Source organism: Sinomonas sp. ASV486 (genome assembly GCF_030908215.1).
Lineage (GTDB): Bacteria > Actinomycetota > Actinomycetes > Actinomycetales > Micrococcaceae > Sinomonas > Sinomonas puerhi.
Window position 1 is genome coordinate 187,756 of sequence record NZ_JAVFJK010000003.1, and the last position, 15,758, is coordinate 203,513.

Annotated in this window: 11 protein-coding genes; 4 read left to right on the forward strand and 7 right to left on the reverse strand. The window is 71.2% G+C overall.

Annotated features, from left to right (window positions below):
- Positions 1–89 precede the first annotated feature (89 nt).
- Complete coding sequence (gene dut / locus RBS60_RS05690) at positions 90–584, reverse strand: dUTP diphosphatase (protein WP_307956732.1); 495 nt, start codon at positions 582–584, stop codon at positions 90–92.
- Positions 585–709: 125 nt separating this feature from the next.
- Between dut and RBS60_RS05695 the strand changes: the two genes are divergently transcribed.
- Positions 710–1,210, forward strand: a complete 501-nt coding sequence (locus tag RBS60_RS05695; protein ID WP_307956561.1) for a DUF3093 domain-containing protein — start codon at positions 710–712, stop codon at positions 1,208–1,210.
- A 124-nt stretch (positions 1,211–1,334) separates the two neighbouring features.
- Here RBS60_RS05695 and RBS60_RS05700 read toward each other — a convergent pair whose 3' ends face one another.
- On the reverse strand, positions 1,335–1,634 hold the full coding sequence (locus RBS60_RS05700) for a DUF4193 domain-containing protein (protein ID WP_229232680.1): 300 nt from the start codon (positions 1,632–1,634) through the stop codon (positions 1,335–1,337).
- Positions 1,635–1,931: 297 nt separating this feature from the next.
- Between RBS60_RS05700 and sepH the strand changes: the two genes are divergently transcribed.
- A complete protein-coding gene (sepH, locus tag RBS60_RS05705) occupies positions 1,932–3,365 on the forward strand; it encodes a septation protein SepH (RefSeq protein ID WP_307956562.1) in 1,434 nt (477 codons plus the stop codon).
- Positions 3,366–3,403: 38 nt separating this feature from the next.
- Here sepH and RBS60_RS05710 read toward each other — a convergent pair whose 3' ends face one another.
- From RBS60_RS05710 to RBS60_RS05725, 4 genes are read right to left on the reverse strand one after another with little or no spacing between them, the layout of a single operon-like run.
- Positions 3,404–4,090, reverse strand: coding sequence for a thymidine kinase (locus RBS60_RS05710; RefSeq protein WP_307956563.1), 687 nt, complete (start codon positions 4,088–4,090; stop codon positions 3,404–3,406).
- On the reverse strand, positions 4,083–5,402 hold the full coding sequence (locus tag RBS60_RS05715) for an alkaline phosphatase family protein (RefSeq protein ID WP_307956564.1): 1,320 nt from the start codon (positions 5,400–5,402) through the stop codon (positions 4,083–4,085). Before RBS60_RS05715 ends, RBS60_RS05710 begins: the two co-directional genes overlap by 8 nt.
- Positions 5,403–6,104, reverse strand: coding sequence for a DUF5998 family protein (locus RBS60_RS05720; protein WP_374049229.1), 702 nt, complete (start codon positions 6,102–6,104; stop codon positions 5,403–5,405).
- A 42-nt stretch (positions 6,105–6,146) separates the two neighbouring features.
- The gene (locus RBS60_RS05725) at positions 6,147–8,930 is read right to left on the reverse strand and encodes a GNAT family N-acetyltransferase (RefSeq protein ID WP_307956566.1); all 2,784 of its coding nucleotides are present in this window, start codon (positions 8,928–8,930) and stop codon (positions 6,147–6,149) included.
- A gap of 54 nt (positions 8,931–8,984) precedes the next feature.
- Here RBS60_RS05725 and RBS60_RS05730 point away from each other — a divergent pair, with 54 nt between their 5' ends.
- Together RBS60_RS05730 and RBS60_RS05735 are read left to right on the forward strand one after the other, a co-directional pair.
- The gene (locus RBS60_RS05730; protein ID WP_374049230.1) at positions 8,985–11,558 is read left to right on the forward strand and encodes a DNA topoisomerase (ATP-hydrolyzing) subunit A; all 2,574 of its coding nucleotides are present in this window, start codon (positions 8,985–8,987) and stop codon (positions 11,556–11,558) included.
- Between the two features lie 47 nt (positions 11,559–11,605).
- Positions 11,606–12,124, forward strand: a complete 519-nt coding sequence (locus RBS60_RS05735; RefSeq protein ID WP_307956567.1) for a DinB family protein — start codon at positions 11,606–11,608, stop codon at positions 12,122–12,124.
- A gap of 69 nt (positions 12,125–12,193) precedes the next feature.
- Here RBS60_RS05735 and cydD read toward each other — a convergent pair whose 3' ends face one another.
- Complete coding sequence (gene cydD / locus RBS60_RS05740; RefSeq protein ID WP_307956568.1) at positions 12,194–15,757, reverse strand: thiol reductant ABC exporter subunit CydD; 3,564 nt, start codon at positions 15,755–15,757, stop codon at positions 12,194–12,196.
- Between the last annotated feature and the right edge of the window lies 1 nt (position 15,758).

Genomic DNA, 15,758 nt, shown 5'->3' on the forward strand with positions numbered 1-15,758 from the left:
TAGTCTTGCCGGCAGTCTGGCCGGCCCCAGTCGTTGCCCGCCGCGGCCGGGCACTTGGATGTGCCGGGCACCCGCGCAGGACGCACCGGCTACTGGGCAGTGAATCCGCCGGTCGAACCGAAGCCCCCCGAGCCGCGCACGGATTCGGACAGTTCTTCGACGGGGACGAAGCGCGCATGCTCGACGCGCTGGATCACCATCTGTGCGATTCTATCGCCACGCCGGAGGGTGAGCGTGTGCGCGGCGTCGGTGTTCAGCAGCGTCACCGCGAGCTCGCCGCGGTATCCGGCGTCCACGGTACCCGGGGCGTTGACCACGGTGAGGCCGTGCTTCGTGGCGAGACCCGAGCGTGGGTGGATGAGGGCGACGAAGCCGAACGGGAGGGCGATGCTCACACCGGTCGGCACGAGGGCCCGCTCTCCAGGGGCCAGGGTGACGTCGACTCGGGCCCTGAGATCCGCACCGGCATCGCCCGGGTGCGCGTAGGATGGCGGCTCGATCCCGTCGTCGAGCATCTTGAGCTGGACCTCGAGGGTCGGCTCCCAGACCGACGCGTCGCCGGAAATCCCATTGGAACCAGAAATCCGATGGGAACCGGAAATCCCCTCGGACACTGTCTGCTGCTGCGCACTCACCCGTCAACTGTAGCGGCCCTGCGCGCGAGGCCCGGTTTTGTCGCCACACCGCGGGGGGTGGAAAGCTTGGGACTATGCCTGAAGCCACGACGCCCGCCCCCGCCGCGGGCACCGCCGACCCCGTTGTCTATTCAGAGAAGCTGTGGCCCGCCTGGTGGGTCTGGCTCGTGACCATCGGCGTCTCGGCGGCGGGTATCCTCGTGTTCGCGCCGATCAGCCTTGCTGCCGGCTACACAGCCGCCATGGTGCTCTTCGTCATTCTCGCGGGCGCCCTGATCGCCTCGACCCCAGCAGTCGTGGTCACCGCGAAGTCCTTCCGCGCCGGACGTGCGACCCTCCCACTCGCCGTCGCCGGTGATGCTGAGGCGTTCACGGGAGACGAGGCAACCGCTGAACGCGGCGTACGGCTCCACGGGCTCGCGTACCTCTGCATCCGCGGCTGGATCTCGTCCGTGGTGCGCCTCGAGCTCAACGACCCGGACGACCGCACGCCATACTGGCTCGTCTCGACCCGCCATCCGGCCCAGCTCGTGGCTGCGCTCACCGACCATCCCGGGCCGGCCGAGTCCGTCTGACAGGACAACGGGTTGGCGGACGAGACCGTCAGAGGTGAAACTCCGTTCTGGAATGCACGGTGGCCCCGGCGCGCTGTCGCGCCGGGGCCACCGATCTTCTGTTTTCCTTGCGCGCGCCGAGGGCTCAGCCCTCGCACTCCTTGCAGTACAGCAGGCCGTTCTTCTCCCGTGCAATCTGGGAGCGGTGACGGACGAGGAAGCACGAGGCGCACGTGAATTCATCGGCCTGTGCCGGCAGCACACGCACGAGGAGTTCCTCGCCGGAGAGATCGGCGCCGGGCAGCTCATAGCTGTCCGCGGCCTCCGCCTCGTCCTCGTCCACCGAAGCGGACTGCTTGTCGGTGCGGCGGGACTTCAGCTCCTCGATGGAATCCTCGTTGAGCTCTTCCTCGTTCTTGCGCGGCGCATCGTAGTCGGTCGCCATAGTTCTTCGTTCACGCTCCGTAAAGCTAGCTAGTCACGTGGCATCCCACGTAGTCCACTCCAACGCACTCGGCCCCCATTTTGTGCCCAGTGACGGGGGAGATTGTTCCCGATGCAGCCTCAAAACGCCACTCCGGCCCGGAATATTCCGTCCAGAACCACCGCGATGGGCCACGGGCACCTGCCTATTGGGGTCGAACATGCTTGGAAATTCGCGGCGCACCGCGTGCGCAGCCCGTGTTTTCCCCCGGCAAATGGCACAGTTCTACTCAGACTAAAAGCTAGCTGGAGGGCCTCAATGCGGGAGCGAGCGCAGGATCAAGCGCAGGAACTGCGGCTCGTGGGTGTCCACGAGGACGGAGCCCACCTCCTCGTGAGCGCGGCGAACGGAGATGTCTTCCGGCTCCCGCTCGACGAGGCGCTGCGCCGCGCCGTCTCCAGGCCCGCACCCCAGCGTCCAGCGACCGGCGATGGCGCCGGTATGACACCACGACAGATTCAGGCCGAGATCCGGGGCGGGGCAACTGCCGAGGAGGTTGCGGTCTCGTCCGGCATCCCGCTCGCGCGCGTGCAGCGCTTCGAGGGGCCCGTCCTGGCGGAGCGCGAGCACGTGGCACGGCGCGCCCAAGGCGTCGAGGTGCCAGGGCGGCTCCCCACGCACGATGCCCTGCGCGGCCCCCAGGCCGATCGGCCCGCAACGCTCGGAGAGATGGCCGCCTACCGGCTCTCCCTCCACGGCGTGTCTGCGGACAGCGTCGAGTGGGACTCGTGGCGACGTCCCGACGGCCAATGGACCGTGGTCGCGCGCTTCGAGCTGCCCGACGGCGCGCCGTCGTCCATCGGAGAAGAGCCGCCCGCGATGTGGACCTACCACCCCATCCACCGCACGGTGGCCAACGCCAATCGGTGGGCGCAGCAGCTCAGCGAACTCGAGCCCCTCGACGGCCCGGCCCCTCGGCGCCGCCTCGCAGCCGTGTCCGACAGGCCCTTCGATGTCGAGGCACCGGAGGCCATGCGCCGCGCGGAGGCAGCCCTCCCGACGCCCCTTGACCGTGAGGCCGAGCTGCTGGACATGCTGCGTGCCCGGCGCGGGCAACGGCTCGGCGTCGACGAGGACGGCGACGATGCGCTCGCGCTCCTCCTCACGCATGGCATCCCGGCTGCGCATCCACGACCCTCCGACGCTGACGCCGCGGATGCTGACGACGACGCCGAGGTCACAGACGGGGCCGAGCGTCACGATCGCCCCACCCGACCGGGGAGCGCGGCGGACGACGACCGCGTTGCCGCGCCGCGCGGCGGGATCACGTCGCTGCTCTCACGCCTGAACCCTCGCGTGCACGAGGGAGACGACAGCCTCGGTCTCAAGCCGGGCATCAGCACGGCCACGCACGAGATCACCCTGGTCCCCTCTGCACATCCGCCAGGGCCCGATCACCAGTCAGACGGTCAGGAGCACACCTCGGGGGTGACCTCTCAAGGGGGCAGCTCCCCGGAGGACGCCCCCTACGCCGGCGCGCCGTCGAACTCGGAGTCCCGGCCCACGGAGTCCCGCGGCCCAGAGATCGGCCGCCCGGAATCAACGCAGGTGGCGTCCGGCAGCGCCGACTCAGCGCGGCCGGAGCCACGCCAGTCCGGTCCGGGCACGGAGGCGCCGCGGCGGTCCGGAAGGCCCAAGCGCTCCTCCGTCCCGAGCTGGGACGAGATCGTCTTCGGGACTAAGGGCGACTGACCCCGGCCGCGCGGGAAGCACCTACCTCGAGCGATCTGCTATTCACCGAACGGCAGGAGTTGCTCCCCCTCGCCCATGACGTCCGCCGTCGCGGCGGTGCGCCCGGCCATGTAGTGCCGGCGGCACAGGGTCTCGTAGCCGACCTCGACGGGCTGGCCTTGAGCCATCACGCCTGCGGGCGGAAGAGTGCCTCGGCCGGTGATATCCGCGACCACGACCTGCTCCCCCGTCCGGACCATCGTCCCGCCGACGGTGCGCGCGTTGTGGGTTGCCCGCCGACCGCACCAGCACAGCGTCGGCACCTGGAGGCTCTCGATCCTGTCGGCGAGCTCCACGAGCCGCTGCGAACCCTCGAACAGGCGCGCGCGGAAGTCGGTCCCGATCCCGAAGGCGTACACGTCCACCTCCAGCTCGTCCACGACTCGGGCAAGGTCGTCGACCTGCTCCGCGCGGTAGAACTGGGCTTCGTCGCAGATGAGGTAGTCCACCTCCTCCCCATGGGTTCGACGCCGGACCACCTCGTCCCAGAAGCTCGACGACGACGTGACCTCGATCGCGGGTGTCCTGAGGCCGAGTCGGCTCGTGATGGCGGCTTCCCCCGAACGGTCATGGCGCGTGAAGAGGAGGCCCAGACGGCCTCCCGCACGGTGGTTATAGTCCATCTGGAGGGCCAGGGTCGACTTGCCGCTGTCCATCGTGCCGGTGAAGAAGACGAGCTCAGCCACGGCCCGAGCGCTTCCCCTGGACCCGTCCCCGTGCGCGGAACGCGATGAGCGGGACGTGTCTCTCGGCCTTCGTCCACGACCCGTGCTGGCCGACCATCTCGAACGCCTGAGGACGCACCCGGCGGCCGTCGTACAGGGCCACATCGCCATGCACGGCCACGATGAGGTCGCCGATCCGCGCGTGCACGCTCTCGGTCACCACCGGCCCGAACAGGCCGTGGTCGATGGCCTCCCGGCGTGTGAGGATCCAGGTCTGGTTCCCGAGTCGCTCGCGCCAGCGGGCAGCGACCGCGGCCACCGCGGCGTCGTACGCCGCATCGTCTTCCGCGGGGTGACCCGCGCCGCGGCCGTTCCGCGGCGGCTCGACGTGGAGGTGAACCATGCGGGGTTCCCCAGCGGTGTGCCGGACGCCCTCGGTCAGGGAGGGATCGGCGCCGATGTCGAGTCGCCGCGAGGGAGCGATGTCCACCATCCCATGGTCGCCCACGACGAGGATGAGGGTCCCTGCAGGAAGTTGGGCATCGAGGCGCCGCAGGGACGAGTCCACCTCCTCGAGGGCCACCGTCCATTCGGCGGAGGTCCAGCCGTACTGGTGACCGGCCTTGTCGAGCTCGTTCAGATAGAAGTACGCCAGCATCCGCGGGTGCGCTGCCATAGCCTCGGCAGCCGCCGTCGTGCGCGCGTGGAGGCTCACCGCACCGATGAATTCACCGCCGCGCAGGGCCGCACGTGTCATGGGCGAGCCCTCGAACTGCGGCAGGCTCACCGTCGCAACGTGGATATCGGGATGGATCCGCTCGAAGATGGTGGGGCACGGCTGCCAGCGCTGAGGGTCGACGTCGGGATCCCAGCCGTTGAGCTGGTTCACGACGCGGTCGAGGTGCGGAGCGTAGACGTCGTACCCCACCATGCCGTGCTGGCCGGGCGGGACGCCCGTGCCGAGGCTTGCCAGCGACGCCGCCGTGGTGCTCGGGAATGCCGCGTCCAGCGTCTCGGGGATGGCGCCCTGGCCTGCCGAGAGCTTCTCGCGCAGGAAGGGAGTATGGGCCGTCCGCTTGGACAGGAGGTTGCGGCCGAGACCGTCGACCATCACGAGGCAGATGCGCGAGGACGCGGGGATGGCCAGGGGGTTGGGAAACCCCTGGGCGCCGAGCGCTGCGGCGCAGGACGGGAGGACATCGGCGATGGATCGCGAGCCGAAGGCGGGTGGCGGCGGCAGGGGCACAGCGCCGCTGGCCGCAGAGCCGGCCGCAGAAGCGGTTGGTGTGCTGGACGGGGTGCGGCTGGGCATCGAGTCGGAGGCTGCCGTCATCTAGCGGCCACCGTGGCCGCGCAGCGTCCTCGAGGCCAGGCCGGCGAGGCGGGGCCTCGTGGGTGCGGGTGGAAGCGGCCGCGAGCCCGTGCTCAGGGCGCGCAGCAGTCGGGCGAAGTGCTTCGCGGTGCCGACGGCGCGTGGGCCGTCGGCATCGGCGCTGATCCTCAGCACGAGGTCCTCCTGGGCCACGGTGCCGGTGTACCCGTGGTCGGCCTCGCACTGGGGGTCGCCGCATCCGGCGGGCACCATGTCGACGCGCTGGCCGCCGCTCCATGCGATGGCCAGGGTCACTTCGCTCACCGGGTCTCCGGCCGTGTACTCGGCAGGATCGGCATACACGTAGGACAGCACCACGGTGGCGATCTGGGCGACGGGGACTGACTCGGTGGACACCTGGGCGGCGACGCGGCTCCCCTTCTCGTCGAGGGGCGACTCGTCGACATGGGTGACGACGAGCATGTCATCCGTGAGCACGAGGACAGTCACATGGCGGCGGACCTCGGCACGTTCGAAGTGGGTCTCGAGGTGGCTCAGGTGGGCGACCGGCGTACGGCCGTCGAGGGCGTCCTCGACCACGTGGCCGACGAGCAGCGGGTAGAAGCCCGTCCTCTCGAGCGCCGCGGTCAGGGTCTCCCCCTCCCCCTGACTGCCGTGCTGGCCTGTGGGTGCGCCGGACGGGAAGTGGCTCATGGGTGCCATTCTCCCAGAACGTTGCGGAACAGCTCAAAAGGAGCTGTCACGTCACTGGGCGATCATGGCCCTGCGAGCGCTGTCCATGCGCTGGGCCGCGTTCCCCACCCACACCGAAGCAGCGAGCACCGTGAGGCCCTGCGCGCTCACGACGACGGGCTTGAGCTCGAGGAGTGATACCTCGGGGTGGCGGTCCTTGAGCAGCGAGACACGGCCCACGAGGTCCTCGAGCGCCGGCACGTCGAGGGCTGGGAGGCCTTCATGGCCGTACAGCTTGACGGCGGTCCGCGGCGCGCGGACGATCTCGTGGACGTCGCCCGTGGTGAGCGGCGTCATGCGGTGCGCCCAGTCGTCGAGGAGGGACACGGCGTCGCCCGCGAGCCCGAAGGAGAGGATCGGGCCGAGGAGCGGGTCCTCGATCGCCCTGATCACGCAGGCCTGGCCGAGCGGGGCCATGCTCTGGACCTCGAAATGGGCTTCCCCGTAGGGGCCCAGCGCAGTGCGCATCTGGTCGAACTCGGCCCGGAGGTCTGCGGCGTCGCGCACGTCGAGCCGGACAGCTCCGAGGTCGAGGCGCGCCCGGAGGTTGTCCGCGGCGGACTTGATGGCTACGGGCCAGCCGAGCGCGTCGGCGGCCGCCACTGCCTCGTCCGCGGTCGCGATGCCCAGCGCGGGAAGGACGGCGATGCCGTAGCACGCCAGGAGCCGCGCAGCGTCCTCGGGGCCGAGCTGTCGCAGTTCGGTACCCTCGACTCCCGCGAGGGCGGAGCCGATGATCGCCTCGGCTGCGTCGTCGTCGAAGTCCGCCTCGAAGAGCGGACCCTGGTCGCGCGCGAGCCACTCGCTGTACCGTACGACGGCGGCGAGCGCGGCCACGGCGTCGCCCGCGCTCGCGTAGCTGGGCACCGTCGCGGGTGCTGCCGCCGGCACGGCCTCAGGCGCTGAACCTGCCGCCGCGGACGGTGCGGCGTCCTGCGGGGCCCCATCCGCCGCGGGCAGGAGTCCCTCGGTGTCCACCCGACGGTCAATCACCCCGGGGAACGCTGCAACGACAGTCTTTCCGAGAGCCTCGGCGGCCTCGGCCAGGGTCTCGGCCAGCGCAGGCACGCGCACGCCGGGCGCTGGCAGGACCGCGACGACGACGGCATGGACGTCCTCGCGCGCCCCCATATCGGTCAGCCGACGATTCATTTCGGGAAGCGCGCGGGACTGGCCTTGGGAAAGGTCGAGGTCGCCGGCCACTGCGACGACGTTGAGCCCCTCGCCCTCAGCGCTGTCCGCGACCACTCGCGCGAGCCCGAGCGCGTTGCTCAGCACCGCGACGTTGGGACCTGTGGGCAGCCTCCCGACAGCGATCTGGGCGACGTCGATGAGCCCCTCAATAGTCCCGACGCGGATGACGCCGGATTGCCGGAGCACCGCGTCGAGCGCCCCGGGCGGCGCTTGCGTGGTCCGGACCGAATGGCCAGGCGGGAGCCGGAGCCCGGTGACGTCGCTCTTGGCGACGATGACCGGCTTGCTGCGCGCCAGACGCCGCGAGATGCGGGAGAACTTGCGGGGGTTGCCGAACGATTCGAAGTACAGCCCCACCGCGCGCGTCGGTTCGTCGTCCTCCCAGTACTGCATGAGGTCGTTGCCGGACACGTCCGCCCTGTTGCCCGAGGAGAAGATCGCAGTGAAGCCGAGACGCCGTTGCTCGGCCGCGGCATACAGGGCCACCCCGATCGACGCCGACTGGCTGAACAGGCCCAGGCTGCCCCGACGCGGAAGCCGCGGGGCGAGCGAGGCATTGAGTCGCACTCGGGGGTCTGTGTTCACGACGCCGAGCGATTCGGGCCCGACGACGCGCATGCCGTGGGCGCGCGCGTGCCTCACGATCTCCCGCTGGCGCAGGAGGCCTCCCTCGCCCCGCTCGGCGAATCCGCCGGAGGCGATGACGACGCCCTTGACGCCTGCGGCGGCGCATTCGGCGACGACGCCGGGCACCTCGTCATAGGGGACCGCGACGAGGGCGAGGTCGACGGTCTCGGGGACCTCGCCGATCCGCGCGTGCGCCATCATGCCGCCGAGCTCGAGCGCCTCGGGGTTCACCGCGTACACGCGCCCGGTGAAGCCCCCCTCGACGATGTGCTCGAGCAGCTGGTAGCCCAGCGTCCCCCACGTGCGGCTCGCGCCGATGACGGCAACGGAGGTCGGCGCGAGCAGCCCGAGGACGCTCTTGGACTCGGAACGGTGTTCACGGGATTCCATGACCGCGCGGGACTTCTCGGTTGGATCGATCTCGAACTCGACGCTCACGACGCCCTCGTCGAAATGCCGACTGACGGCGTACCCGGCCTCGGCGAACACCGTGAGCATCTTGCGGTTCTCCGGCAGGACCTCGGCCGTGAAGCGCCGGATCTGGTTCTCCCGCGCCGCCGCGGCGAGGTGCTCGAGGAGGATCGAGCCGAGCCCGCGGCCCTGGTGGCGGTCCGCGATGTTGAACGCGACCTCTGCTTCGGTCGGGTCGGCGAGGCGGTCGTAGCGTCCGACCCCCATGATCTCGTCGCCGAGGGTGATGACCAGGGCCACCCGGTTGCTGTAGTCGACCTCGGTGAAGCGCTTGAGCTCGGCACTCGTCAGGCGCGTCTTGTAGCTGAAGAACCGCAGGTAGGTCGAGCTCTCGGACTGGTGGATATGGAAGTCCTGGAGGGCCTGAGCATCCTGGGGGCGGATCGGTCGCAGGTGCGCCGTCCCGCCGTCGCGGAGCACGACGTCTGCCTCCCAGTGATGCGGATAGTGGCCCTCAGGTGCGCTGGGCTGGCCAAATGCGTCCGTCGATGCCGAGTCCGCCATAGGCTTAGCCTAGTTCAGCCTCCCTGCACCACCACATGAAGGATCTACCGAGTCTTGGCACGTCGACAGAACCCGCGCAGCAGCGCTGGACAGCTCTCCGGCACGGATGCTCTCCCCGGAACCGACAACTTCGCGGAGAACATCACCGACATCGACGTCGCCGAGGAGATGGAGACGTCCTTCCTCGAGTACGCCTACTCCGTCATCTACTCCCGGGCGCTCCCCGATGCCCGCGACGGCCTCAAGCCGGTCCAGCGCCGCATCCTCTACATGATGAGCGACATGGGACTGCGCCCGGACCGCGCGCACGTGAAGAGCGCGCGGGTGGTCGGCGAGGTCATGGGCAAGCTGCACCCACACGGGGACACGGCCATCTACGACGCGATGGTGCGCATGGCACAGGGCTTCTCCCTGCGACTGCCGCTCATCGACGGGCACGGCAACTTCGGCTCGCTCGACGACGGTCCGGCCGCCCCGCGCTACACCGAGGCCCGCCTGGCCGCGGCCTCGCTCGCCCTCACTGGCGACCTCGACGAGGACGTCGTCGATTTCGTCCCGAACTACGACGGACAGCTGACCCAGCCCGAGGTCCTCCCCGCGGCGTTCCCCAACCTGCTCGTCAACGGCACCACGGGCATCGCGGTGGGCATGGCCACGAACATGGCGCCGCACAACCTCGTCGAGGTCATTGCTGCCGCCCAGCTCGTCATCGAGAACCCCGAGGCGACGCTCGAGGACGTCATGGACCTCGTGCCCGGCCCCGACCTGCCCTCCGGCGGGCGGATCGTGGGGCTTGACGGCATCCGCGACGCGTACCGGACGGGCCGTGGCTCGTTCAAGACCCGTGCCAAGGTCGCGGTCGAGCAGATCTCGGCTCGCCGCACGGGCCTCGTCGTGACCGAGCTGCCGTACACGGTGGGGCCTGAGAAGGTCATCGAGAAGATCAAGGACGCCGTCAACTCCAAGAAGCTCACGGGCATCTCCGACGTCACCGACCTCACCGACCGCCAGCACGGGCTGCGGCTCGTCATCGAGGTCAAGAACGGCTTCAATCCGCAGGCGGTCCTGCAGCAGCTCTACCGCTACACGCCGCTCGAGGATTCATTCGGCATCAACAACGTCACGCTGGTGGACGGCCAGCCGCAGACGCTGGGGCTGCTCGAGCTCCTGCGCGTGTACGTGGGCCACCGGCTCGACGTCGTGCGGCGCCGCACCGCGTTCCGGCTCGGCAAGCGCAAGGACCGCCTGCACCTTGTCGAGGGCCTTCTCGTGGCCATCATGGACATCGACGAGGTCATCCAGATCATCCGCACCTCCGACGAGGTCGCGGCCGCACGCGAACGCCTCATGATGGTCTACGACCTCACCGAGATCCAGGCCAACTACATCCTCGAGCTGCGTCTCCGCCAGCTCACCAAGTACTCGCGGATCGAGCTCGAGAAGGAGCAGGACGAGCTGCGCCGGGAGATCGAGGAGCTCGAGGCGATCCTCGGCTCGGACACCCTCCTGCGCGAACTCGTCTCGCGCGAGCTCGGCGAAGTCGCCGCCACGTACGGCACGCCGCGCCGCACGGTACTCCTCGAGCACGACGACGCGCCCGCCCTCGGGAGCCGGGCCTCGGCCGGTGGTGCAATCGGAGCTGCCGCTGGCGCTGCGGCAGCCGGGACCTCGGCCGCCGCGAAGGCCGCGCCGCTGCAGCTGGAGATCGCCGACGACCCCTGCTGGGCGATCCTGTCCGCCTCGGGCATGGTGGCGCGCACCGCCCACGACGAACCGCTTGTCGAGTCGGGGCCACGGGTGCGTCACGACGTGTTCCGCTCGGTCGTGCACACGACGGCGCGCGGCGAGGTGGGCGCCCTGACCTCGGCGGGCCGGATGCTGCGCCTTCAGACCGTCGACCTCCCGATGCTGGCCGCCTCGACCGGGCTTCCCAATCTGGCCGGAGGGGTGCCGATGAAGGACTTCGTCCCGCTCGCCAAGGGCGAGACGCTCGTGGCACTCGTGCCGCTGGACACCGTGATCGCGATCGGCACCGCCCAGGGCGTGGTCAAGCGCGTCACATCGGACTACCCCCTCAACCGCGAGGACTGGGAGTCGATCACGCTCAGGCCGGGCGACGCCGTGATCGGAGCCGCGCCGGCGGCGGACGCCGACACCCTCGTGTTCGTCACGGCGCAGGCGCAGCTGCTGCGCTACGACGCGTCGGTGGTGCGTCCACAGGGCCGCACCGCCGCCGGCATGGCCGGGATCAAGCTCGCCGAGGGCGATACGGCTATCTTCTTCGGCGTGGTGTCCGCCGGTGACGCAGGCGACGCTACTGGACACAGCGCCGTCGTCGTCACGATTGCGAACGGCGACGCCGCCCTGCCGGGGACCACCGCCGGGACCGCGAAGGTGACTCCGTTCGACGAGTACCCTGCGAAGGGCCGTGCGACCGGCGGCGTGCGCTCGCATCGGTTCCTCAAGGGGGAGGATCGGCTGACGCTCGCGTGGGTGGGCCGAGGTCCCGCGAAGGCCTCGTCGGCGGCAGGCGTGGCGCGCTCGCTGCCGAGCGAACACGGCCGCCGCGACGGCTCGGGTGTGCCGCTGAGCCAGTCGGTGGACGAGATCGGACCCAGCCTCACGTGATGCACCGGCGGGTCGGGCCCTTCCGGACCGCGGGCTAGACTGCCGCCATGGCCATCACCCCTGACACCAAGGACTGGACCTGGGTCCTCGACCGTCCTTGCCCCGAGTGCGGATTCGACCCCGACTCGCTGACCCCGCAGGACGTCGCGCGGCGCGTGGAAGCGACCCTGCCGCGCTGGGATGCGGCGCTGATCCGCGAGGACGTGCGGGTGCGCCCGGACGAGTCGACCTGGTCTGCGCTCGAGTACGCGTGCCACGTGCGTGATGTCTTCGAGCTATTCCGCCGGCGTCTGGACCTCATCCTCGCCGAGGACGGGGCGCGGTTCGCGGACTGGGACCAGGATGCGACTGCCCGCGAGAAGGATTATGCCGGCGCAGATCCCCGGACCGTCCGCTCCGAACTGGCCGAGCAGGGCGCCCTGGCCCGGGACGCGTTCGCGGGCGTCCCCGACGAGGCGTTCGGCCGGCGCGGCCTGCGCAGCAACGGGAGCGAATTCACGGTCGTGACGCTCGCGCGGTACTTCCTCCACGACGTCGAGCACCACCTGCACGACGTCAAGGCCTGAACGGGCGCACAGACCCCCTCGGCCTTCCACGGCGGACTGTCCCCGGCGAACTGTGCCCGCCGCCGGGGCTCAGCGGGCCAGCTGCGCCGACAGGCCGGCGTCGTGCGCGGAGTCCGCGCGCCGCGCTCCGAGTTCCACGAGCAGGTCCCCGGGCATGAGCTCCGAGGCGTGATGTGTGACCATGATGACGGTCCGGTCGGCGAGCGCCTCGTGCAGCGCGGTGACGAGCTCGAGGCCGGCCTCCGCGTCGAGGTGGGCGGTCGGCTCGTCGAGGAGCACCGTCTCGGCCCCCGCGAGCAGAGTGCGCGCCACGGCGAGCCGCTGCCGCTGGCCGCCCGAGAGGAAGGACCCACGGCTGCCGATGCGCGCGTCAAGGCCGTACGGGAGGGTCTGCACATGGGCGAGCAGGCCGACCCTCGCGAGGACCTCTTCGAGTTCGGCGTCCGACGGCGCGTGGTCGCGGTCGCGGGCGATTGCGAGGTTTCCGCGGACGGTCGAGTCGAAGAGGTGCGACTCCTGAGGGCACCAGGCCACGGGTCCGGTGACCTCGACAGTCCCCCGGCGCGGTCTGAGGAACCCCGTGAGGAGCGCGAGCACGGTGGACTTGCCGGCTCCGGATGGACCCGCAACGATGACCCAGTCCCCCGGCCCCGCCGCGAGGTCCAGCCCAGTGACGACGTCGGAGCCACCGGGCCACCCGACGCCCACGTCGCGGAGGCAGACACCCGTAGGTCCGGCCGCGGACACCCGTGGGTCGGGCCGCAACAGAGCCGCCCCGGCTGTCGTCGGCTGGGCTGTCTGCGGCCGGGCAGTGTTCGGCCGGGCAGTGTTCGCCTGTGCTGCGGTCGCCTCGGCTCCGTTCGGGTGGGCAGTGTTCGGCTGGACTGCGTTCGGCCGGGCAGTGGTCGTGTGGGCCGCCTCCGTGTGGGCCGCGTCTCGGCCCGGCATCGCCCGCGGGGCCCCCACCGACTCCTCCGCCGCGACGCGCGTGAGCGCCGATCGGAGTGCCGGTAGCTGTTGGACGGCCGTGCTCGCGGCTGCGAGCGGCTCGGCGAGCGCGAGCTGGAGCAGCAGGACGGCGGCGACCGTGGTTGCCGGGGCGCCCGCCGCGTGGGCGGTGACGAGGGTCAAGACGGCCGCGATGCCGGTCGCGGCAATGACGATCCCCTGCGCGAGGCCCTCGGCCGCCGCCCCGCGGCGCTCGAGGCGGGTGAGCGCTCCGTCCTCCGACCGGAGGCGGGCAAGGACGGCACCGGTACGGGAGTTCGCCGCGAGGTCACCGGCTGCGGCGAGTGCCTGCCCCATCCGGGCCAGGAAGCGTGCACGGCCGCTCTGGAGGCGCACGGCCGAGCGCCGGTCCGCTGCCAGGGCTGCCGCCGGCGCGGCGATGAGCGACACCACGAGGGCTGCCGCGAGCACGGGCAGCTGGCCGGGCAGCAGGATCCCGACGGCGACGGCGCCGCCGGCGCCCACGAGGACCGCGGTCGCGAGGGGATGCAGCACCCGCGGGAGCTGGTCGCGCACCGCCTCGACGTCCCCGACGAGGGATTCAAGTGCCGCACCCGGGACCAGGAGCCGGCGCGCAGCGAGCCCACGGCTCGACAACGCACCCCAGAGCCGGTCGCGCAGAACGGTGAGCGTTGACAGGACCGCCGAGTGCAGCACCAGGCGCTCCCGGTACCGCAGCACGGCCCGCGCGATGCCGAAGAACCGCACCCCCGTGATCGCCGTCAGCAGGTACAGGATCGGAGGCTGTTCGGCAGCGCGCACGATGAGCCAGCCGGACAGCGTCGAGAGGGCCACTGCGGCTGCGGCAGATCCGAGGCCGGCAAGGGCCGCGCGGGCGTATTTCCAAACGTCCGGGCGGATCAGGGAGACGAGCACGCGTAGCCACGTGCCGCGAGGCGCGGTGGTGACCGCCGGCGCATCGCGTGTCGGGGCGGGCGTCTCCGGCGTCGCGGAGCGGAACCTCTCGGATGCGGTGCCAGCGGAAGGTGCGAGCTCGACGACGTGGTCAGCGAGGGCCGCCGTTCGGGTCTCGTGGGAGACGAGCAGGACCGTCGCGCGGCCGGAGAGTGCGCCGATGGCCCGCTCAACGAGGTCCGCGGAGGCGCCATCGAGATGCGCGGTGGGCTCGTCGAGCAGCACGAGGCCCGCCCCGTCCGCGACGCGGGCCAGGCCGCGGCCCACCGCGACGCGGCGCTGCTGTCCGGGGCTCAGCTCGCTCGGGTCGGCGTCGGCGAGCCCGGCGAGGCCGAGCCTGCGGAGAATGGCGTCCGTGAGCGTCGCATCCCGATCGACCGCACTCCCCGCGTACAGCGCGAGCTCGGCCGCGACGGTGCGCTGCGTGAACTGCGGGTGTTGCGGGACCCATGCGATCCCGGAAGGATCCGAGCCCTGCACCGTCCCCGAGACAGCCGCCCCTGCGCCGTCGCGCACGAGCCCGGCGATCGCGGCCAGGATGGTGGTCTTGCCTGAGCCGCTGGGGCCGGCCAGCACGGTCACGCGCCCGGCCGGAGCGGTGAAGGTGAGCGGTCCTGCGGCGTCGTGGGGCGCGCCGTCGTACCTCACGGAGAGCCGCTCCACGCTCAGCTGCGGGACGCCGCCGTCGCGACCCGGTTCACGGCCGGGCCGCTCTGCTGCCGAGAGGAGCCGTGCGCCGTGCGGCACAGCCAACCGCTCACGCGTGCGCCGCAGGGCCTCCGTGCCGTCCTCGCTCGCATGGTGGGCGCTGCCGAGATCGCGCAGCGGCTGGAAGCATTCCGGAGCGAGGATGAGGGCGAGGAGCCCTGCCTCGAGGGTCATCTCGCCATACACGAGACGGACGCCGATGAACACCGCCACCACGGCCACAGAGATCGTGGAGATGAGCTCGAGGGCCAGTGAGGACAGGAAGGCGACCCTGAGCGTGGCCATCGTCCGGCCCTTGTAGGCACGGGACAGCTCACCGAGGGCCACGCGCTGCTCGCGTGCGCGGCCGAGGCCGACGAGCACGGGCAGGCCCTGCGCAAGCTCGACCAGGTGTGAGCCGAGCCGCAGGAGCGCCTGTTGGGCCTCCGACACCGCACCGACGGTGTGGCGCCCGATAAGGATCATGAACAGGGGCACGAGCGGGAGCGTGAGCACGAGGATGAGCGCGCTCACCCAGTCCGCGCCGAGGATCCGGGCCCCGAGCAGCACCGGCACGGTGGCGGTCCCGACCATCGCGGGAAGGTACTGCGTGTACAGCGAGTCGAGGGCGTCGAGGCCCCGGCCGGCGAGCACGGCGGTCGCTGCGGGCGACGACGCGACGCGGTCCGCGCCGTCGTCCGCGGAAGGGCCTTCGGTGCCACCGGCGTCCATCCCCGCCTCGATCAGCTCGGCGCGGAGCTCCTCCTTCACCCCAACGGCGGCCCACCGGCCCACCGCGGACGTTCCCCACTGTGCGACGCCCCGGACCAGAACACCTGCGGCTGCCCACAGGGCCGCATCGCGGACGGTCCCCGTGCCGGGGGTCCCGGACGCGAGCCCCGCGATACCCGCGGCGATCCCCTGGGCCATGAGGATGAGCCCCACAGCCTTGGCCACGGCGAGGAGGCCGAGGCCCAGGAGCGCCCGGCGGGTCGAGGGTCCTAGGGGAATCTCCGGTCGCATG

What these genes read in the sequence shown, in the direction of transcription:
- RBS60_RS05695 (WP_307956561.1), top strand. Translation starts at nt 710, where the DNA reads ATGCCTGAAGCCACGACGCCCGCCCCCGCCGCGGGCACCGCCGACCCC.
- RBS60_RS05700 (WP_229232680.1), bottom strand. Translation starts at nt 1,634, where the DNA reads ATGGCGACCGACTACGATGCGCCGCGCAAGAACGAGGAAGAGCTCAAC.
- sepH (WP_307956562.1), top strand. Translation starts at nt 1,932, where the DNA reads ATGCGGGAGCGAGCGCAGGATCAAGCGCAGGAACTGCGGCTCGTGGGT.
- RBS60_RS05715 (WP_307956564.1), bottom strand. Translation starts at nt 5,402, where the DNA reads ATGACGGCAGCCTCCGACTCGATGCCCAGCCGCACCCCGTCCAGCACA.
- RBS60_RS05720 (WP_374049229.1), bottom strand. Translation starts at nt 6,104, where the DNA reads ATGGCACCCATGAGCCACTTCCCGTCCGGCGCACCCACAGGCCAGCAC.
- RBS60_RS05725 (WP_307956566.1), bottom strand. Translation starts at nt 8,930, where the DNA reads ATGGCGGACTCGGCATCGACGGACGCATTTGGCCAGCCCAGCGCACCT.
- RBS60_RS05735 (WP_307956567.1), top strand. Translation starts at nt 11,606, where the DNA reads ATGGCCATCACCCCTGACACCAAGGACTGGACCTGGGTCCTCGACCGT.
- cydD (WP_307956568.1), bottom strand. Translation starts at nt 15,757, where the DNA reads ATGCGACCGGAGATTCCCCTAGGACCCTCGACCCGCCGGGCGCTCCTG.